The organism is Dactylosporangium sp. NPDC006015, assembly GCF_040614215.1.
Taxonomy (GTDB): domain Bacteria; phylum Actinomycetota; class Actinomycetes; order Mycobacteriales; family Micromonosporaceae; genus Dactylosporangium; species Dactylosporangium maewongense.
The window spans coordinates 31303-51499 of record NZ_JBEXUD010000060.1 but is presented as its reverse complement, the minus strand read 5'-3'; the positions used below and the strand labels follow the sequence as shown (position 1 = coordinate 51499).

Annotated in this window: 16 protein-coding genes and 1 pseudogene; 10 read left to right on the top strand and 7 right to left on the bottom strand. The window is 74.7% G+C overall.

The window, feature by feature from the left end; translation table 11 throughout:
* The first annotated feature begins 97 nt into the window (after positions 1-97).
* The 3 genes and pseudogenes from ABZ321_RS51915 to ABZ321_RS51905 form a co-directional block, all read left to right on the top strand.
* Complete coding sequence (locus tag ABZ321_RS51915) at positions 98-1294, top strand: glycosyltransferase (RefSeq protein WP_354903815.1); 1197 nt, start codon at positions 98-100, stop codon at positions 1292-1294.
* The gene (asnB, locus tag ABZ321_RS51910; RefSeq protein WP_354903814.1) at positions 1294-3195 is read left to right on the top strand and encodes an asparagine synthase (glutamine-hydrolyzing); all 1902 of its coding nucleotides are present in this window, start codon (positions 1294-1296) and stop codon (positions 3193-3195) included. Before ABZ321_RS51915 ends, asnB begins: the two co-directional genes overlap by 1 nt.
* 37 nt (positions 3196-3232) lie before the next feature.
* Positions 3233-4447: pseudogene (locus tag ABZ321_RS51905) on the top strand (polysaccharide biosynthesis C-terminal domain-containing protein); the annotation flags it as partial.
* Positions 4448-4504: 57 nt separating this feature from the next.
* Here the strand turns inward: ABZ321_RS51905 and ABZ321_RS51900 are convergent.
* Together ABZ321_RS51900 and ABZ321_RS51895 are read right to left on the bottom strand one after the other, a co-directional pair.
* A complete protein-coding gene (locus ABZ321_RS51900) occupies positions 4505-5398 on the bottom strand; it encodes a class I SAM-dependent methyltransferase (protein WP_354903813.1) in 894 nt (297 codons plus the stop codon).
* The gene (locus tag ABZ321_RS51895; protein ID WP_354903812.1) at positions 5379-6668 is read right to left on the bottom strand and encodes an O-antigen ligase family protein; all 1290 of its coding nucleotides are present in this window, start codon (positions 6666-6668) and stop codon (positions 5379-5381) included. Before ABZ321_RS51895 ends, ABZ321_RS51900 begins: the two co-directional genes overlap by 20 nt.
* Positions 6669-6722: 54 nt before the next feature.
* Between ABZ321_RS51895 and ABZ321_RS51890 the strand changes: the two genes are divergently transcribed.
* Together ABZ321_RS51890 and ABZ321_RS51885 are read left to right on the top strand one after the other, a co-directional pair.
* The gene (locus tag ABZ321_RS51890) at positions 6723-8807 is read left to right on the top strand and encodes an acyltransferase family protein (RefSeq protein ID WP_354903811.1); all 2085 of its coding nucleotides are present in this window, start codon (positions 6723-6725) and stop codon (positions 8805-8807) included.
* Positions 8804-10000, top strand: coding sequence for a glycosyltransferase (locus ABZ321_RS51885; RefSeq protein WP_354903810.1), 1197 nt, complete (start codon positions 8804-8806; stop codon positions 9998-10000). Before ABZ321_RS51890 ends, ABZ321_RS51885 begins: the two co-directional genes overlap by 4 nt.
* A 48-nt stretch (positions 10001-10048) precedes the next feature.
* On the opposite strand, the gene ABZ321_RS51880 is transcribed toward ABZ321_RS51885, so the two are convergent.
* On the bottom strand, positions 10049-10576 hold the full coding sequence (locus tag ABZ321_RS51880; protein ID WP_344514500.1) for a hypothetical protein: 528 nt from the start codon (positions 10574-10576) through the stop codon (positions 10049-10051).
* Between the two features lie 62 nt (positions 10577-10638).
* Positions 10639-12357, bottom strand: coding sequence for a DUF4012 domain-containing protein (locus tag ABZ321_RS51875; RefSeq protein ID WP_354903809.1), 1719 nt, complete (start codon positions 12355-12357; stop codon positions 10639-10641).
* A gap of 411 nt (positions 12358-12768) precedes the next feature.
* Here ABZ321_RS51875 and ABZ321_RS51870 point away from each other — a divergent pair, with 411 nt between their 5' ends.
* Positions 12769-14238 carry a S8 family serine peptidase gene (locus tag ABZ321_RS51870; RefSeq protein WP_354903808.1) on the top strand — a complete coding sequence of 490 codons (1470 nt, stop codon included), beginning with the start codon at positions 12769-12771 and terminating at the stop codon, positions 14236-14238.
* Positions 14239-14321: 83 nt separating this feature from the next.
* On the opposite strand, the gene ABZ321_RS51865 is transcribed toward ABZ321_RS51870, so the two are convergent.
* Positions 14322-15488 carry an MFS transporter gene (locus ABZ321_RS51865; protein WP_344514505.1) on the bottom strand — a complete coding sequence of 389 codons (1167 nt, stop codon included), beginning with the start codon at positions 15486-15488 and terminating at the stop codon, positions 14322-14324.
* 29 nt (positions 15489-15517) lie between these two features.
* Positions 15518-16108, bottom strand: a complete 591-nt coding sequence (locus tag ABZ321_RS51860) for a TetR/AcrR family transcriptional regulator (protein ID WP_354903807.1) — start codon at positions 16106-16108, stop codon at positions 15518-15520.
* Between the two features lie 118 nt (positions 16109-16226).
* Here ABZ321_RS51860 and ABZ321_RS51855 point away from each other — a divergent pair, with 118 nt between their 5' ends.
* The 4 genes from ABZ321_RS51855 (at position 16227) to ABZ321_RS51840 (ending at position 19814) form a co-directional block, all read left to right on the top strand.
* Positions 16227-17633, top strand: coding sequence for an MFS transporter (locus ABZ321_RS51855; RefSeq protein WP_354903806.1), 1407 nt, complete (start codon positions 16227-16229; stop codon positions 17631-17633).
* 77 nt (positions 17634-17710) lie between these two features.
* Positions 17711-18193, top strand: coding sequence for a DUF4396 domain-containing protein (locus ABZ321_RS51850; protein WP_354903805.1), 483 nt, complete (start codon positions 17711-17713; stop codon positions 18191-18193).
* A 126-nt stretch (positions 18194-18319) separates the two neighbouring features.
* Positions 18320-19303 carry a PAS domain-containing protein gene (locus tag ABZ321_RS51845; protein ID WP_354903804.1) on the top strand — a complete coding sequence of 328 codons (984 nt, stop codon included), beginning with the start codon at positions 18320-18322 and terminating at the stop codon, positions 19301-19303.
* Positions 19304-19415: 112 nt separating this feature from the next.
* Positions 19416-19814 (top strand): ATP-binding protein, encoded by a 399-nt coding sequence (locus ABZ321_RS51840; RefSeq protein ID WP_354903803.1) that lies wholly within the window; start codon positions 19416-19418, stop codon positions 19812-19814.
* 5 nt (positions 19815-19819) lie between these two features.
* On the opposite strand, the gene ABZ321_RS51835 is transcribed toward ABZ321_RS51840, so the two are convergent.
* Positions 19820-20155 (bottom strand): YnfA family protein, encoded by a 336-nt coding sequence (locus tag ABZ321_RS51835; RefSeq protein WP_354903802.1) that lies wholly within the window; start codon positions 20153-20155, stop codon positions 19820-19822.
* Between the last annotated feature and the right edge of the window lie 42 nt (positions 20156-20197).

Genomic DNA, 20197 nt, shown 5'->3' with positions numbered 1-20197 from the left:
GCGGCTCTTGCCGCACGAATCTATCGAATTCCGGCAAAGCGGTTTGCAGAACACGAAAAATCGTTTTATAGCCATATTGAGGTCATATGGTGGTGGCGTGGAAGATGAATCGTCGGCAGGGGGCGCGGCGACGCTCACCGCCGTTCCCGCACAGGCGTCCACGCCGGCGGGTGCGGGACTGCGGGTCTGCATCGTGATCGGGCAGCTGGGCCTGGGCGGCACCGAGAAGCAGGTCGTCATGCTCGCCGACGGGCTCCAGCGGCGGGGGAGCGACGTCACGGTCGTGGTCCTGACGGGCGAGGGGCCACGCTCGGCGGCGCTGCGCGAGGCGGGCGTGCGGACCGTCTATCTCGGCTGGACCCCCCGGCCGGGCTGGCGGGCGGTGTCCTGCCTGCTCGCCACGTTCGTCCGGCTCACCCGCTTCCTGCGCGAGACCCGCCCCGAGCTCGTGCACGCGTTCCTGTTCCACAGCTACGTCATGGCGGCGCCCGCGGCCCGCATCGCGCGCGTGCCGGTCGTGATCGCAGGGCGCCGCAGCCTGGACGACTTCAAGCAGGGCCGGCGAATGGCGCTGCTCACCGAGCGGATCGCCACCCGGATGACGCACCTGCTGGTCGCCAACGCCTACGCCGTGGCCGCCTGCGTCCGCCGTACCGAGAAGGTCACCACGACCAAGATCAAGGTCATCTACAACGGGCTCCCGGACGAGGCCTTCGCGGACGCCCGCCCGGCGCACATCCGCAGCAAGCGCCCGGTCGTGCTGTGCGTGGCCAACTTCAAGCGGTACAAGGGCCACGACCACCTGCTCGAGGCGGGCCGGCTGCTCAGCGACCGCGGCACGCCGTGCACGTTCGTGTTCGCCGGCGGTGGCGAGCAGCGCCGGGCCCTGATCCGCCAGGCGACCCGGCTCGGGGTCGACCTGCGCATGCTCGGCCCGCGCACGGACGTCGACCGGCTGCTCGCCCGCGCCGACGCCGTCGTGCTGCCGTCGCTCACCGAGGGCATGAGCAACGCGGTGATGGAGGCGATGGCCGCCGGCCGGCCCGTCATCGCCACCGCGGTCGGCGGTTCGCCGGAGCTGCTGGCCAACGGGCGCGGGCTGCTCGTGCCGCCGCGGGACCCGGCCGGGCTCGCCGACGCCATCGCCGGCGTGCTCGCCGATCCGGGCCGGGCCCAGGCGATGGGCCGCGCGGCCCGCCAGTGGAGCCGGATCCACCTGCACGGCGACACGATGGTCGACCAGCACGTCGACCTGTACCGGGGGATGCTCGCCGCGGCGCAGGTCCGCCGCTGATGTGCGGGATCGCGGGTGTGGCCGGCGCCGGCGCGGACGCCGTGCTCGTGCGGCGCATGTGCGACGTGCTCGCCCATCGCGGACCCGACGACGAGGGCGTTCACGACGGTCCGGCGGCGGCGCTCGGCATGCGCCGGCTCGCGATCGTCGACGTCGCCGGGGGTCGGCAGCCGGTGTACAGCGAGGACCGGTCGGTGGTCGCGGTCTGCAACGGGGAGCTGTACAACTTCGCCGAGCTGCGCGCCGACCTGATCCGCCGCGGCCACGCGTTCACCAGCGCCGGCGACACCGAGTGCCTGGTCCACCTGTACGAGGAGTTCGGCGACGACCTGGTGCACCGGCTGCGCGGCATGTTCGCGTTCGCGATCTGGGACGCTGGCCGGGGGCGGCTGCTGCTCGGCCGCGACCGCGTCGGCAAGAAGCCGATGTACTGGCGCGACACCGGCGGCGGCGTCGCGTTCGCGTCGGAGGCGAAGGCGCTGCTGCAGGACCGGGCGTTCACCCCGCGCCTGGACGTGGTCGCCCTGCACCACTACCTGACCTACCAGTACGTCCCCGCGCCGTGGAGCATCTTCGAGCAGGTGCACAAGCTGCCGCCCGGGCACCTGCTGACGTGGCAGGCGGGCCGGGTGAGCGTGCGCCCGTACTGGCGGCTGGACTGCACCGAGACGCCGGTGCCCGACGAGCCGGCCGCCGCCGAGCGGCTGCGGGACCTGCTGCTGGACGCGGTCGCCACCCGCCTGGTCGGCGAGCGGCCCGTGGGCGCGTTCCTGTCCGGCGGCCTGGACTCCTCCGCCGTCGTCGCGGCGATGGCCCGCCTGTCGGCGCGACCGGTCCGGACCTTCAGCATCGGGTTCGACGACGACCGCTTCGACGAGCGCCGGTATGCGCGCCAGGTCGCCGACCGGTACGGCACCGACCACCACGAGATGGTCGTGCGGCCGGCCGACCTCGGTCCGCTGCCGCAGCTGCTGGCGGACCTGGCGTGGCACTTCGACGAGCCGTTCGCCGACCCGTCGGCGATCCCGAGTTTCTTCGTGGCCCGGCTGGCCCGGGCCCACGTCACGGTGGTGCTCAACGGCGACGGTGGCGACGAGTGCTTCGGCGGGTACCACCGGTACCTGCTGATGCGGTCGCTCGCGCGGCTGCCCGCGCTGCGGCCGCGGCGGCTCTTCGACGGGCTCGGCGCGTTCGGGGACCGGGCGGCGCCGCGCAGCACGCTGCGGCGGGTGGGCAGGACGCTGCACCTGCTGTCCCGCCCACCGATCGGCCGCTACGCGGGCATGATGTCGATCTTCTCCGAAGACCAGCTGCGGACCCTGTACACCGACGACCTGCGGGAGCGGCTGCGCGGGGTGGACAGCGTCGCGCTGCTCGAGGACGCCTTCCGCCGCTCGGCGGCGCCCGACGCCGTCGGCCGGGTCATCGACGCCGACGTCAACACCTACCTGCCCGGCGACCTGCTGGCGAAGGTCGACGTCACCACGATGGCGAACTCCGTCGAGGCCCGCTCGCCGCTGCTGGACCAGCACCTGCTGGAGTGGGCCGCCGCGCTGCCGACCCGGTTGAAGGTCCGGCCCGGCACCACCAAGTACCTGTTCCGGCGGGCGATGGCGGACTGGCTGCCGGCCGAGGTCATCGACCGGCCCAAGATGGGCTTCGGGGTGCCGCTGGCCGCGTGGCTGCGCGGCGACCTGCGCGAGCTGACCTGGTCGGTGCTGACCGACGCCACCGCCCGGTCGCGCGGCCTGTTCCGGCAGGACGCGGTGCAGGCGATGCTGCGGCGCCACGACGGCGGGGCCGACGAGAGCCGGCGGCTGTGGTCGCTGCTGCAGTTCGAGCTGTGGCACCGCCAGTTCGTCGACGCCGGCGGCATGGCGCGTCTCCAGACGTTGCCGTGACCGCACCGTGACCGCATCAGGGCCGTCGCCCCGCGCGATGCGACCGGGCCAGGGCCTGCCGCAGCTGACCCGCAGCGTGGGGGTTCGGCTGCTGCTGGTGGTGCTCGGCGGGACCGCCGGCGTCGTCGTCGCGCGGGCCCTGCAGCCGGAGGGGCGCGGCGCCTACGCGATCGTCGTCGCCGTCGCGACCGCGACGATGGCGGTCGGTCACCTGTCCCTGGAGCAGGCGTACGTCGGGCTGTGGCCGGCCCGGGAGGCCGCCGTCACGGCCGGCAGCGTGGTGCTCGCACCGGTGCTCGGCACCGCCGCCGCGCTCGGCGCCGCTGGCCTGGCCGCCGCCGGCGTGTTCGGCGCGGCGGCCACCGCGGCGCCGGCGGTGCTGGCCTGCGGGCTGCTGGCGGTGCCGGCGATGATGACGGTGCTGCATCTCAACACCGTGCTGATGCTCACCGGTCAGGTGCGGGTGGTCGACCGGGCGCTGCTCACCTCCGGCGTCCTGCAGTGCGCCGCGCTGGTGGGCGTGGCGCTCACCGGCTGGATCAGCGTCGGCTGGGTCGTCGGGATCTGGGCGGTCTCCTCGGCGGTGCCGCTGCTGCTGCAGCTGCGGGCGGTGCGCCCCCGGCTGCCGCTGTTCGACGGCGCCCTGGCCCGGCGGGCACTGGGGCTCGGCGTCCGCTACCACGCCGGATCGACCGCGCTGTACCTGACCTACCGGCTCGACGTCCTGGCGCTCGCGGCGATGACGTCCGCGCGGGCGGTCGGTCTCTACACCGTGGCGGTGACGCTGGCCGAGCTGACCCGCATCCCGACCGACGCGCTGGCCCGGGCCTGCCTGGCCGGCCAGGCCGTCGCCGATCTGCGCTCGGCGGCTGCGGCGACCGTACGGGCCACCCGCGTCTCGGTCGCGCTGGCGCTGGCCGCCGCGGGCGGGCTGGCCCTGGCGGCGCCGCTGCTGGTGCCGCTCGGCTACGGCGCTGCGTTCCGACCGGCCCTGCCCGCCGTGTACGCCCTGGCCCCCGGACTGCTCGCGCTCGGCGTGACCCGGCAGCTCGGCGCGTACCTGATCCGGCTGGAGCGGCCCGTCGTCATGTCCGCGACGTCGGTGGCGGCGCTGGCGGTCAACGTCGGGCTCATCCTGGTGCTGGTGCCGCGGTGGGGGATCGCCGGCTGCGGGCTGGCCGCGTCGATCAGCTACGGGTGCCTCGCGGTGGTCCACCTGGTGTGGTTCTGCCGGGCGAGCGGGACCCCCGCCGCCCGGCTGCTGCCCGATCCCGTCAGCGCGCTGGCGGCCGCCCGTGCGGCCGCCGCGTCACTGCGCCGGCGCAGCGACGCGGCGGCCAGTGCCGACCCGCTCGAAGACGTACTCGTTGCAGCCCAGGCCACCGCCGCACGTGGTGAGATGCCGAAGCTCGAAGCCGCGGCCGGTGAGGAACCGGAAGACCTCCTCCGGCTTGGCCACCTCGAACGGGTAGCCGCCGACCCAGTCGACGAGGTCGTGCCGGCGGGACATGCCGCGGGTGCGGGGAGCCGGCCGCGCGGGCGCGGGACGGCGGTGCCCGGTGCCGAGCCTGACGGCCCTGATCAGCGTCTGCAGTGGACGGTGCCGGGCGAGGTAGACGGCGCTGAGACCGACGAGTGCCGCGCGCAGCGCCGGCCCTGAGCGGTTGTACCGGCGTTTGACCCGCCGCCACGCCCGGCTCGCGAAGCCCTGGTCGTTGTAGACGGAGATGTAGAGCCGGCCGCCGGGAGCGACGAGGTCCGTGACCCCGGCGAGGGCCGTCCAGAGCCGGCCGGTGTGGTGCAGCACGCCCCACGAGTAGACGACGTCGAACTGGCCGAGACCGGCGAGGTAGTCCGGGTCCAGGACGGAGCCCGTCTCGATCCGCCAGTCGCTGTGCGGGGCGAACCGCCGGCGCAGCTCGGTGGCGGCCGCCACCGACGCCGGGTCGAAGTCGAAGGCGTGCACCCGGGCGCCGAGGCGGGTGGCGGCGAGCGAGAACAGGCCGCTGCCGCAGCCCGCGTCGAGGAACGTCCTGCCGTCCAGGCGCTTGCCTTCGGGCGGACCGGTCAGGCCGAGCGCCGTGGTCAGCGAGGCGGTCGCCGTGTCGATGCGGACGTCGTCGACGACCTCGACGAAGGACATCCAGTTCGCGCCGAACGCGAACCGGTCGCCGGCACGGACCTCAGTGGTGGAGTCGAGCATCGGTGGTGGTCTCCTCAATGTCGGCGCGCCGGTCGCTGCCGCGACCGGCCAGCAGGACGCCCAGGCACACCCAGAACAGGCCGCTGGCGGTCAGGTTGGACAGGGTGTTGGCGAAGAACAGGTTCGCCGCGCCGGCCGCGACGGCGGCCCGCAGCGGCAGGAAGCCCGCGCCGGCCCGCCAGCACAGCGCGGCGGCGAGCACGGCGAGGAACAGCACCAGGGCGGCCGCCCCGGACTCGGCCGCCAGCCGCAGGAAGTCGTTGTGGGTGTTCATGTAGATGCCGAGCCGTGGATCGGCGGCGGCGATCCGCGGGAACGTCGCATACCCGATGCCGAGCAGCGGGTGGTCCTGCGCGATGTCGACGGCGAGGCGGGCCGCCTGGAGCCGGACCTCGCTGTTGATGGTCAGCTGCGTGGCGCTGCGGCTGCCGACGACCGCGTCCGCCAGCGGGTTGGCCACCCGCACCGTCGCGAGACCGGCGACGCCGGCGAGGGCGGCGCCGGCGATCTGCCAGCGCGCCGGCCGGCCGGCGAGGAAGGCCACGACGATCCCGACGGCGGTCGCCACGACCGCTCCACGGGAGTGCGTCTGCACGATCGCGGCCAGGCAGCAGGCGACCGGGATCAGCCACGCGACGCGGCGCTCGGCGCGGGCCAGGCCCACACCGGTCGCGACGCAGATGGCCAGCAGCGCCCCGAAGTAGTTGGCGAGCAGCCCGGCGCCGGACATCCGGCCGCTCACGTAGACGCCGTCGACCGTCGCGAGCACGGCGGCGACCGCGCCGGTGACGGTCACGACCCGCGCGACGGTGAGCGGACGCGGCGGCAGGAAACCGATGACGGCCGCCAGCATTAGCCCGATGAGCAGGCCGGACAGGTCGCTGTCGCGGCCCGGCGGCCCGTCTCCGCGGGCGCTGACCACCAGCGCGGCGGCGAGCAGCGTGAGGCACACCGGCGGCCAGCCGAGCCGCACGCGGGCGTCCCGGGCGGCGAACGCGCGGCGCACGACGGTGACGATCAGGATCGCGGCGCCCACGTACACGCCGATGTGGGCGAGCGGATAGGCGGTGGTGGCCGTGCTCAGCGGCACGAGCGACGGCACGATCATGCCGGGCCGCATCGCGGCGACGGCGACGGCGAGCGCCAGGCCCAGGCCCAGGGCCAGCAGCGGCTGCCGTAGCGCGATGTAGGCAACGAGGGCGCCCGCCGCCACGCCTTCGACGACCCATCCCGCCGACCAGGTGGAAACGCGAAGGCCGCCCGAAGTCACATTCACGATTTTACGGGTGATTTGGGCGATTAGCTCCTAATATCGGATTCTGTGATGGCAGCGGGCGGTGAGGAGACACGGCACCACCGTCGCGATATCCAGGGGCTGCGCGCCGTGGCGGTCACGCTCGTCGTGCTCTACCACTGCGGACTGCCCGTCCCCGGCGGCTTCGTCGGCGTCGACGTGTTCTTCGTCGTGTCGGGCCACGTCATCTGCGCCATGCTGCTGCGCGAGCTCGCCGCGACCGGACGGATCCGGCTGCGCACCTTCTACGCCAGGCGGGCCCGGCGGCTGCTCCCCGCCCTGGCGGTGGTGTCGGCGGCCACCATCGCGGCGACGACGCTGCTCTTCAGCCCGCTCGACGGCAGCATGTCGGCGGTCGGCTACGCCTCGGCGGCCGCGTCGCTGCTGTGCGCCAACGGCTACTTCTTCCGCTTCGCCGGCAGCTACTTCCAGCCGCACGCCGAGTCCAACCCGTTGCTGCACCTGTGGACGCTGTCCATCGAGGAGCAGTTCTACCTGCTGTTCCCGGCCGCGCTCGGGGCGGTGTGGCTGATCGCCCGCCGCCGGCGTCCGCAGCGACCGGCGACGGCCGTGCTGATCACCGCCCTGGCCCTGGCCGGCGTCGCCTCGCTCGGCCTTGCGGTGTGCCTGACCTACGGCTGGGTGCCGCGCGCCGTGGGGGTGCCGGCGCTGACCGACCCGGAGGTCGTGCGCCGGCTCGCGTTCTACGCGCCCGTTACCCGGGCCTGGGAGTTCCTCGCGGGCGCCGCCGTCGCCGTCGCGACCGCCGGCGGCCGCGCACCGCGGCGCGCGGTCCGGACACTGCTCGCCTGGACCGGAACGGTGCTGCTGGCGGCCGCCGCCTTCGGCATCGACGCCGATGACCCGTTTCCGGGGCTGCTCGCCGCGGTGCCGGTCGCGGCGGCGCTGTGCCTGCTCGTTGCGGGCAGCGCCTCGGGCCCGGCGGCGCCGACCGCCTGGCTGTCCGCGCGTCCCGCCGTCGCACTGGGGGACCTGTCCTACAGCTGGTACCTCTGGCACTGGCCGGTCATCGTCATCGCCGGCACCTGCCTGCCGGACCTGCCCGGCGTCCGGCCGCTCGCCGCGCTCGCCTCGCTGGTGCCCGCCGTGCTGGCCTACCGGCTCGTCGAGCTGCCGATCCACCGCCCGGACCGCCGCCGGAAATCGCCGCTGACCGCGGCCGCCACCGTGCGCCTCGCGGTGGTGTGCCTGCTGCTGCCCGCCGCCGCCGGCCTCGGCGTCGCCGTCGCCACGCGACACGGCTGGTTCCGGCCGGACATCGCCGCCGTCCGCGCGATCACGGCGCCGGCACACATCGACCTGACCGCCGGCTGTGCGCAGCAGCTGCCGCTCGGCGACCCGGCCCGGCGGCCGTGCACGTGGCCCACCCCCGGCTCCCGGGGCACGGCGCTGCTCATCGGCGACTCGAACGCCGGGCACCTCGCCGAGCCGGCGATCGCGGCCGGGCGGGCCGCCGGGCTGGACGTCCAGATCGCCACCATGGGCGGGTGCCCGCTGCTCAGTCAGGTCCGGTACCTCAGCGAGCCGTGCCGGCGGTTCGCCGAAGGCAGCCTCCGCGCCATCGCCGAGCACGATCCGCCCTACAGCGCGGTCATCGTCTCCAACGCCAGCTACGGCTACCTCAACGGCAGCGCCGCCCCGCTGCTGCTGCCCGACGCGCCCGGCGACGCCCACGGGTCCGCCCGGCAGCGGGAGCTCGCCGCGTGGAGCACCGACCTGGCGCGGACGGTCGCGACGATCGCGCCGCACAGCCCGGTCATCGTCATCGGCGCCGTCCCGCAGCATCGGGACCTCCCCGGTTGCCTGCGGCCGCGGCTGTTGTCCACGCCGTCCCCGGACTGCGGTCACCTGCGGCCGGACGAGGTGCGCCGGTTGCGCGACGACATCGTCGCCGCCGAACGCGCCGTGGCGGCGAGCGCCGGCGCGCAGTACCTCGACCTGGGCGAGCGGCTGTGCACCGCGGGCGGCGGCTGCAGCGCGTTCGTCGACGGTGCCCTCGTCTACCGCGACGGCGCGCACCTCAGCGTGTCCGGAGCCATGCTCTACCAGCAGCCGTTGCGCGACGCGCTCACCCGCACCCGGAGCTCGCCATGAACCGTGATCCCGAGGTACGGCGGCTGCGGGTCATGCGGGTGCTGACCCGCCTGAACGTCGGCGGCCCGGCGATGCAGGTGTCCACCCTGTTGCAGGGACTCGACCCGGCGCGGTTCGAGCACCGGCTGTACACCGGGCACGTCGAGCCGGGCGAGGCCGACTACCACCTGCTGCACGGGCTGGACCTGGCGGTGCACCACGTGCCGACGCTGGGCCGGCGGCTGCGCACCGGCGGCGACTACCGGGCGCTGCTGGACCTCACCGCCGAGATGCGCCGCTTCCGGCCGCACATCGTGCACACCCACACCGCGAAGGCCGGGACCCTCGGGCGCATCGCGGCGCTGCTGACCGGCGTCCCGGTGCGGGTGCACACTTTCCACGGGCACCTGCTGCACGGCTACTTCACGCCGGCGAAGACGCGGCTGGTGACCGGCGTCGAGCAGGTGCTCGCGCGGCACACCCACCGGCTGGTCGCGGTGGGCGGCCAGGTCCGCGACGACCTGCTGCGCGCCGGGGTGGGCCGGGCCGCGGCGTACCGCGTCATCATGCCGGGCACGGCCCTCGGCCCGATCCCGGCGCGCGGCGAGGCCCGGCGCGCGCTCGGCCTGCCCGCCGACGGCGCGGTGATCGCCTACGTCGGGCGGGTCACCGCGATCAAGGGACCCGAACGGCTCATCGACGTGGCCCGCCGGGTGCACGCCGCCGACCCCACCGCGACGCTGGTCGTGTGCGGGGACGGGGACCGGCTCGCCGACACCCGCGCCGCAGCCGCCGACCTCGGCGAGGCGGTGCGGTTCATCGGCTGGCGCGCCGACGTGGCGACCGTCTACGCCGCCGCCGATCTCGTCGTGCTCACGTCGGACAACGAAGGCACCCCGGTCTGCCTCATCGAGGCGGCGATCGCGGGGGTCGCGGCCGTCGCGACCCGGGTCGGCGCGGTCGGCGACGTGGTCCGCGACGGTGTCACCGGCGTGCTGTGCCGACCCGACGCCGCCGAGCTCGCCGAGGCGGTCGTCCGGCTGCTGGGCGACCCGGCGACCCGGGAGCGGATGGGCAGGAGCGCCAGGGAGCTGGCGGCGGCGCGGTTCGGCCCGGACCGGCTGGTCGCCGACACGGACCGGCTCTACACCGCGCTCGCCGTCGAGCGGGGCTGGTGGCCGCGGTCGGCGCTCGGGGGCGTCCCGCAACGGTAGGGCCGCGACGTCAGGGTGCCGTCGCGGCCCTACCTGTGGCGACCGTGCTCAGTCCGCGGTGCCGGTCCGCCGGCGCCACCGCACGCCTGCGACGACGAGGAGCGCGCCGAGCATGACCGTGCCCGCGCCGATGAGCGTGATCGTCGGCAGCTGGCCGTTGGCGACGCCGGTCGTGGCCAGTTGTGAGTCGCTGGACGAAGAGTTCGACTGGTTGACACTCCTGGCGAGGACCACGACCTGCTGCGTGACCACGCCGTTGCTGGTCGCCGCGCTCAGCGTGGCGACACCGGGGTAGCTCAGCGACATCGCCAGGGACCAGTTGCCCTCGGCGTCGGCGTTCACGGTGCCCGCCATCTCGGAGCGCCCGTTGGCGTACTTCACGGTGACGGTCACCGTGTCGAACGGCGTGCTCTTGCCGGAGAAGGTCACCGTGCCGTCGCGCCGCACCGTGCTGTCGGAGACGCCACCCGTCGGCGGGGCCGGCGGGTACTCCACCTGGGCATGCGCGGGAGGAGCGAAGGTCATCGCAACGCCGGCCAGCAGCAGGCCGCACAGCAGCGTATACAGCCGTTTCATGACATCAACCCTCCTTGTCGTAGAAAGTCCCATTTGTGAGTCATGTTCTCAACGTAGCGGCCTCAGCCGCAGGATTCAGCCGAACGTGACTCGACGGTCCAGGGCCTGACGGTCGGCGTCGTGCGCGCCTGCGGCTTCCAGGCCCCGGGCTGGACCTGCTGCGCGACCAGCCGCACCTCGAGCACGCGGCTGGCGCCCGGTGGCAGGTCGACGGACGTGACCACGACCATCCGGCCGCCGTCGGACCCGCTGGCCAGCCGCACCGGGGCGCCGTCGAGGGTGCCGCGCTCGACACCCCAGTCCACCGGCGCGTACACGGAGACGAACGTCCGCGCCGTGTACGGGTCGGTGACCTCGGCGAACGTCAACACGCCGGCGGGCAGGCCCGAGGCGGGCGCCGCCGATCGCAGCGTCACCCGCAGCGTCAGCTCCCGCAGCCCGTCGCTCGAGCAGCCCGCCGACACCAGTTCGAGCGACGGCACGAGGTAGTAGTCGAGCTTGGAGCCACCGCCGTCGTTGAGGAACACCCCCACCAGCGGCGCCGCGGCGGCGTCCCGGTCGGGCAGCGCGCCCTCCAGCGGGGTGCCGGTGAGGCCGCGCTGCTCGTCCGGCGACGCGCTCCACACGAGCAGGCGCCGCTCGGCGACGATGCGGCTCAGCTGCGTGAGCAGCGCGCCGCGGTTGAGCGCCCGGCCGGTCAGCGCCTGGAACGTCGCCCGGGCCGCGTCGGCGAAGTAGGCGTCCTGCTGTGCCTGCGTCGGGTACCGCGCGTAGGTCTCGGCCAGCAGCACCCGCACGGCGTTGTCCGTCGCCAGGGCCGGCCCGCCGGCGACCGCCACCGGTCCGGTTGCGGCGAGCAGGTAGGACAGCGCGACCGGATCGGTGGCGACGACACCGTCGACGGTCTCGCCGGAGCGGCGGCGGTACATCTCCCGTGCCACGGCCGCGGCGGTGGGGAAGTTCGGCACCATGGTGATGTTCGCCGGATGGCTGGCGACGCCGGCGCCGTACAGCGACCGCACCTGCGGATCGACGGGCAGCACCGGCGCGTCGAATGCGCGCAGCCCGACGGACGCGGTCCCCTGGGCGGTCAAGGTCAGGTGGCCGTCGTGGGCCGCCACGACGGCCCACGCGCCGGGCATCCCGCCGGTGGCCCTGACCTCCGCGAGGTTCTGGAACAGCACGAGGTACCGCCGCTCGCCGCCACCGCCGAGCATCGCCGGCAGGAGCTGGACGGCCTGCTGCGCGGCGCGCAGCGCGTCGCCGCCCCGATCGAGCTTGCGGCGCAGGTCGGTCACCGCCGCGCCCGCCGCCGGGTCGAGCGCCCGCACGGGGATCGTGGCGAGGCGCTTGCGGATCGGGTCCAGCGCCGCGAGCGCCGTCGTCACCGGCTGCTCCAGCGCGCGGATCTGCCGCAGGTCCACGCCCGAGTCGGCCGGCTGCGCCGGCGGGGCGAGCCGCCGCGCCGCGTCGAGCAGCGGTGGGAGCACGTCCCGGGCGAGATCGTCGGCGGCCGTGGCGAGCACGCGGGCGGCCCGGATGTCGCGCCCCCTGCCCGGCAGCAGGCTCGCGAGGCGCACCGCCGGGTCGTTCGCCGCGGCGGCCGCCGCCCCGGTCCGGCGTTGCACCGCCGCGAGCGTCGCGGCCGCACCCTCGCGGTCGCCGGACATGGCCTGCTGCTGCAGTCGGCGGGTCAGGTCGGCGACGGCCTGCAGATCGCCGCGCAGGTCGACCGTGCGGGAGGCGGCCCAACCCGCCGTGGCCAGCAGCACGAGGAGCACGCAGCCCGCACCCACAGCGGCGCGCAGCCGGAACGGCCGTCGGCGTTTTAGGCGGTTTACGGCTGATTCATCCCCCACGGTGGACAGCCTAGGTGCCGGCCGGGGCCGCGGTGCCGGATATGCGGTGCGCGGCCCCGATCGCGTGCGGAGCCAGGCACGGGAGCCGCTCGGGTGCCGGGCCGGTTGCGATGCGGGTGCGGCGCGACGGTCGCCACCTGACATCGCGTCGGGTGGTTGGGCGGAACCCGTGTCCGGGCGGCCCGAGACGGCTCACGGCCAGTGATTTTCCGGCCGCGCCGGGTCATTGTGGATCTCGCGCCGCGACACGTCAGCGGCGGGAACGGAGATCCCATGCCCAGATCAGCCATGCGGCGTCGGGCGGCGGCAGGACGCCGGATTGTGGCGGCCGCCGTGGCCGCAGCCGCGACTGCTGCCGGCCTCGGTGCGGCCGCGGCACCCGCGCACACCCAGGTCGGTGACGCCGGTTGGGCGTCCAGCGCCTGGCTCGGCAGCAGCACCGGCTCGGCCGGCACGACGCTCGCCACCGTACGCGCCGCCATCAACGCCTCGACGGGCGCGGCGGCCGGACTGACCGGCGCCGGTGTCGGCGTCGCGCTCATCGACACCGGTGTCGCCCCCGTCGCCGGCCTGCCGGCCTCACAGATCGTGAACGGGCCGGACCTGTCGTTCGAGTCGCAGGACCCCGATCTGCGCTACCTCGACACGTACGGGCACGGCACCCACATGGCCGGCATCATCGTCGGCAACGACCCGACCACCCGCACCGTCGGCCTGGCGCCCAAGGCGAAGCTGACGTCGATCAAGGTCGGCACCGCCAACGGCGCGGTCGACGTGTCGCAGATGATCGCGGCGATCGACTGGGTGGTGGCACACCGCAACGACGACCCCGCCAACCCGATCCGGGTCATCAACCTGTCCTACGGCACCGGCGGCACGCCGAACTCGTGGAGCGACCCGGTCCAGTACGCCGTCGAGCAGGCCTGGCTGAAGGGCATCGTCGTCGTCGCGGCTGCCGGTAACGACGGCAACAACGACCTCGTGGTCAGCGACCCGGCCAGCGACCCGGCGGTCCTCGCGGTCGCCGCCAGCTCCATCAAGGGCACCACCAACGTCTCCGACGACGACTTCGCCTCGTTCACCACGATCGGCGGCAACAACCGCAGCGTCGACTTCGTCGCCCCCGGCGAGTCGATCATCTCGCTCGCCAACCCGGGCTCCAACATCGACCTGACGTATCCGTCGGCGAAGGTCGGCTCGACGCTGCTGCGCGGCAGCGGCAGCTCGCAGGCGGCGGCCGTCACGTCGGCGGCGGTGGCGCTGCTGCTGCAGGCCCGCCCGACGCTCACCGCGGACCAGGTCAAGACCGTGCTGACGACCTCCGCCAGCTTCGTCTCGGGCCTGGCGATGACCCGCAACATCAAGGCCCTCAACCTGAACGCGGCGATCGCGTCGCAGAACCTGTATGCGACCGGCTGGAACCGCTCCACCGGCACCGGCAAGCTCGACGACGCCCGCGGCACCAGCCGCCTCGTCCGTGACAACGTGGCGCTCAGCGGCGACAACGCCGTCTGGGGCCCGTTCGCCCCCGCCACGTGGGCGCCGCGCAGCGCCAACCAGACGAGCTGGTCGGGCGGCACCTGGATGGGGTACCGCATCGCCGGCGACAACTGGACCGGCACCTCCTGGGCGTCCAAGACGTGGGCGGCCGCGACCTGGTCGGGCAAGCCCTGGAACGGCGCCGCGTCGTGGGCCGACCCCGACTGGGAGGGCCACTACTGGTCCGGTCACTACTGGTCCGGTCACTACTGGTCGGGCCACTACTGGTCCAGTGACGAGTGGGCCAGTAGCTCCTGGTCGTAAGCACCACCGGACGATGCGCCGGGTCCTTCAAGGGCCCGGCGCATCGCCGTTTCCGCATCCAGCGGCGCGCATCGCCGTTTCCGCTATTGCGTCGGCGGCGCCGAGGCGGGCTTCGGGCGCGCGAGGAAGGCCGCGGCCGCGGCGGCGGCGAGGAGCAGGGCCAGGGCGGCGAAGCCGTACGCGAGCGTGGCGAGGGTGGCGATCGCCGCGACGAGGAGCGGGCCGCCGGCGTCGCCGAGCTCGCGGCCGAGCTCCGCGGTGCCCATCGTCTGGCCGAGGCGTTCCGGTGGCGTGCCGGTGGCGAGCGCTGCGAACCCCAGCGGGGTGATCAGTCCGGTGCCGGCGCCGATCAGGGCGGCGGCGGTGAGCAGCCCGGCGAGGCCCGGCAGCGCCGCGCAGGCCAGGCCCGCGGCGGTGACGGCCAGGCCGGCGGTCAGGCCCGTGCGGGTCGTGAGGCGCCGCCCGTCCAGGGCCCGGCCCGCCCATGGCTGGACGACCGCCGCGCAGAGGGCGAGCAGCGACACGGCGGCGCCGGTGGCGACCGTGCCGAGGCCGGCGGTCCGGCCGTTGACGGGCAGGAACCCGACGCCGACGGACAGGGCGGCGGTCGCCGCGGCGAGCGCGCCGGTCGGGGCGAGGAACGCGCGGTCGGCCAGCCGGCGCGCGAGGTCCACCACGGTCTGCCGCTGCTTCGGCAGGGGAGCGACGGCGGGCACGGCGAGCGCCGCCCAAGCCGCCACGGCCGCGCCGAGGACCGCCAGGACGACGAACAGCAGCCGCAGCCCGCCGGCCCAGACCAGCACGCCGCCGAGCAGCGGGCCGAGGGTGTAGCCGATGGACTTGTGGAAGCCGTACGAGCCGAACGCCCGGCCGTGCCTGGCCGCCGGGTTGAGCCGGGCGACGAGCGCCGACGCGGCGGGGGAGAACGCGGACGCGGCGGCGCCCTGGCCGAGGCGCGCGGCCCACAGCCAGCCGGGGCTGTCGGCGACGGCGTAGAGGGCGGACGCGACGGCGAAGGCGACGAGCCCGCCGAGCAGCACCGGCCGCGCGCCGACCCGGTCCGCGAGGTTGCCGAACACCGGTTTGAGCAGCACCTCGGCGCCGTCGTACAGGGCGAGCAGGCCGCCGAGCACCAGCAGCGACGTGACCGCACCCTCCGCGAACCCGCCCAGGTTGGCGGCGATGCCGTGCGCCCCGAAGGCGGTGGTGAAGCCGGCCGCGTACAACGGCCACATCGGTCGGCGGGTCACCAAGGCCTCCGGGAAGCGGGAAGGTGCCGTCAGTATCTCCCGGTCGGGGCGGGTGGGGTGAAGGCCGACAGCAGGGTCGTGGTGATGACGTCCGGTGCCTGCTCGAGCGTGAGACGGCCGGCGGTGACCTCGTCCGCCGCGCCGTGGATGACGTTGTAGACCACGGCGGTCATCCAGGTCACGGGCAGATCGGTCCGGAACGTGCCGGCCTGCCGGCCGCGCTCGATGAGCTTCTCGACCCGGTCGAGCGGGCGGCGGTGGTGTTCGCGGATCTGGTCGGCGGGCAGCTCCAGCTGGGCGGCGTGCAGCAGCAGCCGGGACCGCTCGACGATCCGCCACGACGACGCGATCAGCCGGGCGAGGGCCTGGCGCTCGTCGCCGTCGAGGTCGACCTCGGCGAGGGCGCGCTCGGCGTCGGCGATCACCTGGGTGAAGACGGCGTCCAGCAGCTCGGCGCGGGAGCCGAAGTGGGCGTACAGGGTGACCCTGCCGACGCCGGCGGCGCGGGCGACGTCCTGCATGCTCGCGGCCGGATCGGCGGCGAGGCAGGCCTGCGCGGCGTCGAGGATGGCGCTGATGTTGCGGCGCGCGTCGGCCCGGCGCGGTGTCGTCGGTGGCATCGGATGGTCCCGCCTTCGTGAGGTGCAGCGAAGTGAAGTCGAACACAGGTGTTCGACTTTAGCAGCGCGCGCCCTACAGTAAGCCGTACATCGCTGTACGACTTATGGGAGGCCGAGGATGGAGCACCACCACGAGAGATCCGGCAGCTGGGGCACGCTCGCGCTGCTGTGCCTGGCGCAGTTCATGGTCATCCTCGACGTGACCGTGGTGAACGTCGCGCTGCCGAAGATGTCCGACGACCTGCGGCTCGACGCCGGCGCGGCCACGTGGGTCGTCACCGCGTACACCCTGTGCTTCGGCGGGCTGCTCGTCCTGGGTGGCCGGCTCGGCGACCTGCTCGGCCGGCGCGCCGTCTTCCTGGCCGGGCTGGCCGTGTTCACCGCCTCGTCGCTCGCCGCCGGGCTCGCCGGCGACGCGGCCGTCATCCTTGGCGCGCGGGCCGCGCAGGGCGTCGGCGCGGCGATGCTGTCGCCGGCGGCGCTGTCGATCGTCAGCACCCTGTTCCACGGCCGGCGCCGGCACCAGGCGCTCGCCGTCTGGGGTGCCGTCGGGGGCGGCGGCGCCGCGGCCGGCGTGCTCATCGGCGGGCTGCTCGTGTCGGGCCCCGGCTGGAGCTGGGTGTTCTTCGTCAACGTGCCGATCGGCATCGCGGTCGGCCTGGCGGTCCGGCTCATGGTGCCACCGTCGCCGCGGCAGCCCGGGCGGGTGGACGTCCCCGGCGCGCTGCTGCTCACCGGCACCGCCGCCCTGGTGATCTACGGCCTCGTGCGGGCCGGCACGGCGGGCTGGACGGCGACCTCGACCTGGCTGTCGTTCGCCGGCGCCGCGGTGCTCGGCCTGGCGACCGCCGCGGTCCAGCGGGGCACCCGGTCGCCGCTGCTGCCCACCGGGCTGCTGCGCCGCCGGCCGGTCATCGCCGGCAACGCCGTCATGCTGGCCGCTTCCAGCCTGCTCATCGGCGGGTTCTTCCTCACGTCGATGCTGCTGCAGCACCGCTTCGGCTACTCCGCGCTGCGCACCGGGGTGCTGTTCCTGCCGGTCACCCTCGCCACGATCGTCTCCGCGCACCTGACCGGCCGGGGGCTGCAGCGCTTCGGTGCCCGGCCGGTGATGCTGGTCGCGTTCGCCGTGGCCGCCGCCGGGTTCGGGCTGCTGGCCCGGGTCGAGCCGCACGCCCAGCCCTTCAGTGCGGTGCTTCCGGGTTTCGTACTGGCGGCGGCCGGCCTCGGCGCCGGGTTCGTCACCGCGTCCACCTCGGTGATGACCAGCGTCGACCACGCGGCCGCCGGCGGCGCCTCCGGCCTGCTCAACACCGGTCACGAGCTCGGTGCCGCGCTGGGCGTCGCGCTCGTCTCCGCCATCGCCGCCGGTGACCTGGCGGCGGCGCCGGGCGGCCCGCTGGACGGCTTCACCGCCGCCTACACCGCGGCCGCCATGGTGGCGGCGGTCAGTGCCGTCGTGCTCGCGGCCGCGCTGCCCGGTGGCCGCCCAGCCGTCACGGAAGGCCCGGTCTTCGTGCACTGACGCCGGTACGTGTCGCGGGCCACCGTTGCGTAGATACCCCAGGGGGGTATAGTCGGCACCGGAAAAGGGAGGTCGACATGGATCACACGCATCACCACCCGGTCAGCACCGCGGCGACGACGACGTGGGCGGCGGCGGCGCAGGCGACCCTGCACTGCCTGACCGGCTGCGCGATCGGCGAGGTCCTCGGCATGGTGCTGGGCACCGCGTTCGGGCTGCACAACGCCGCCACCGTCGGGCTGTCCGTCGCGCTCGCCTTCGTGTTCGGCTACGCGCTGACCATGCGCGGCGTCCTGCGCGCGGGTGTCGGCGTGCGGACGGCGCTGAAGGTGGCGCTCGCCGCCGACACCGTGTCCATCGCCGTCATGGAGGTGCTCGACAACGCGGTCATGGTGACCGTGCCGGGCGCGATGGACGCCGGGCTGACCGCGTGGCTGTTCTGGGCCTCGCTGGCGTTCTCGCTGGCCGTGGCGTTCGTGCTTACCACGCCCCTGAACCGGTGGATGATCTCCCGCGGCAAGGGCCACGCGGTCGTCCACCAGTACCACCATGGTCACTGAACCGCGCATTTCGGACCTATACGGTATGGTCGTGTGAAATCCTGGCACCGTGGCAGAGATCGGCGGCCGGCTGGGGTCGGTGGCCCGGCTCGCGGCCGTCCGCCGGGCCCGTGACGACTCGGCGGGATGGCAGCCGATCATCGACCACGTCGTCGAGCTCACGGCCGCCGCGACCGGCCTGCCCGTGGCGCTGGCGTCGCCGCCCGCAGCGACGCGCAGCGGCAGCGGGCGTTCCTGCACGCGCTGCTGGAGTGCCTCGACACCGGCGTCGCCGCCTGCGACGAGCAGGGTCGGCTCGTGCTGCTCAACCGGGCGCTGCGGGACTTCCTGACCGGTAGTGAGGGCTACGAGGACAGCCCGCCGGAGCAGTGGGCCGACCTGTTCCACGTGACGCACCCCGACGGCCGCCTGTTCGCCGCCGACGAGATGCCGCTGGTGCGGGCGCTGTGCGGGCAGACCGTGCGCAGCGACGACCAGATCATCCCCGACCGGCGGGGCCGGCCGCGCCGGTACACCGTGAACGCCACCCCGATCACCGACCGCGACGGTCGGCGGCTCGGCGCGGTCGCCGCCGTGCACGACGTCACCGACCAGCGCCGCGCCGAACGGTTCCGCCGGTGCGAGCTGGCCGTCGCCCGGACCCTGCCCGCCGCGGCCGACCTGGAGGCCGCCGGGCGGGCGGTCCTCGCCGCCGTCGGCGAGACGCTGGGCTGGCCGTACGCCGAGCTGTGGCTGTTCGACCCGCTCACCGACGTGATGCGCCCCGCCGCCGCCTGGACCCGCGACGGCCCCGGCCTGCCGATCCCGGCGCACCTGCCGACCGGCGCCGGGCTGGCCGGCGTCGCCTGGACCGAGCAGCAGCCGGTCTGGGTCGAGGACATCCGCGCCGGCGGCCTGTTCGCCGCCGACGAGCTGGAGCAGGTCTTCGAACGCTTCCACCGCAGCAGCCGGGTGCGCGACCTCGGCATCCCCGGCACCGGCCTCGGCCTGCCCGCCAGCAGGCTGATCGTGCACCGCCACCACGGCACCATCACGCTGCGGCCGACCCCGGGCGGCGGCGTCACCGCCACCGTCCGCCTCCCGCTCGACCAGCCGCCGAACGGCCTCTGACGCCCGGTGGCGGCCGCACCCGACAGCCTTTGCCGTCCGGCAAGTTTCGTCACGTGAACGGGTGGGGTACTGCACGGGCCGTGACGGCAACTGCGAGCGCAGGCCCGCCGCGGTGAGCATCCTTACCGCGCACTTCGACCTCCCGATCAGCGACGGGGCACCCGCCATCGCACGGCGGGCGGTGGTGTCGACGTTCGCCGGCTGGGGTCTCACCGACGACGACTGGGTCGACCGGGCGATGCTGGCGGTCACCGAGCTGGTCACCAACGCGGTGCGGTACGGCGGCGGCCGGGTCGTGCTGGCGCTGCAGGCGGACGAGTGGCACGTGACCGTCTCCGTCGCGGACGGGTCCGCGGTCGTGCCGCGCATGCCGGCCGACGCCGACACGATCGACCGCGACAGCGGCCGGGGCATCGCGATCATCGCCGCCCTCGCCGAGCGGTGGGGCGTCGAGGACCACGAGGGCGGCAAGCGGGTGTGGGTGCGGCTGCCGCCACACCCGCCGGCCTGACCTGCTCAGCCGTGCCGCGGCGCGTACATGATGACCGCCACGCCGAGCAGGCAGACAGCGGCGCCGACGATGTCGTAGCGGTCGGGCCGGAACCCGTCGACGACCATCGCCCAGCCGAGCGAGCCGGCGACGAAGACACCGCCGTACGCGGCGAGGATCCGGCCGAAGTTCGCGTCGGGCTGGAGGGTGGCGACGAAGCCGTAGGCGCCGAGGGCGGCGATCCCGGCGCCGATCCACAGCAGCCCCTTGTGCTCCCGGACGCCCTGCCAGATCAGCCACGCACCGCCGATCTCGGCCAGCGCGGCGAGCAGGAACAGCAGGATGGACCGGATGATCGTCATGCGTGTATCGCAGCACATCGTCGCGGAAGGACGCCCTTGTGG

Excerpts from the sequence above, each read along its gene's own strand:
- asnB (WP_354903814.1), top strand. The coding sequence starts at position 1,294 with ATGTGCGGGATCGCGGGTGTGGCCGGCGCCGGCGCGGACGCCGTGCTC.
- ABZ321_RS51900 (WP_354903813.1), bottom strand. The coding sequence starts at position 5,398 with ATGCTCGACTCCACCACTGAGGTCCGTGCCGGCGACCGGTTCGCGTTC.
- ABZ321_RS51890 (WP_354903811.1), top strand. The coding sequence starts at position 6,723 with ATGGCAGCGGGCGGTGAGGAGACACGGCACCACCGTCGCGATATCCAG.
- ABZ321_RS51885 (WP_354903810.1), top strand. The coding sequence starts at position 8,804 with ATGAACCGTGATCCCGAGGTACGGCGGCTGCGGGTCATGCGGGTGCTG.
- ABZ321_RS51880 (WP_344514500.1), bottom strand. The coding sequence starts at position 10,576 with ATGAAACGGCTGTATACGCTGCTGTGCGGCCTGCTGCTGGCCGGCGTT.
- ABZ321_RS51860 (WP_354903807.1), bottom strand. The coding sequence starts at position 16,108 with ATGCCACCGACGACACCGCGCCGGGCCGACGCGCGCCGCAACATCAGC.
- ABZ321_RS51855 (WP_354903806.1), top strand. The coding sequence starts at position 16,227 with ATGGAGCACCACCACGAGAGATCCGGCAGCTGGGGCACGCTCGCGCTG.
- ABZ321_RS51850 (WP_354903805.1), top strand. The coding sequence starts at position 17,711 with ATGGATCACACGCATCACCACCCGGTCAGCACCGCGGCGACGACGACG.
- ABZ321_RS51845 (WP_354903804.1), top strand. The coding sequence starts at position 18,320 with ATGGCAGCCGATCATCGACCACGTCGTCGAGCTCACGGCCGCCGCGAC.
- ABZ321_RS51835 (WP_354903802.1), bottom strand. The coding sequence starts at position 20,155 with ATGACGATCATCCGGTCCATCCTGCTGTTCCTGCTCGCCGCGCTGGCC.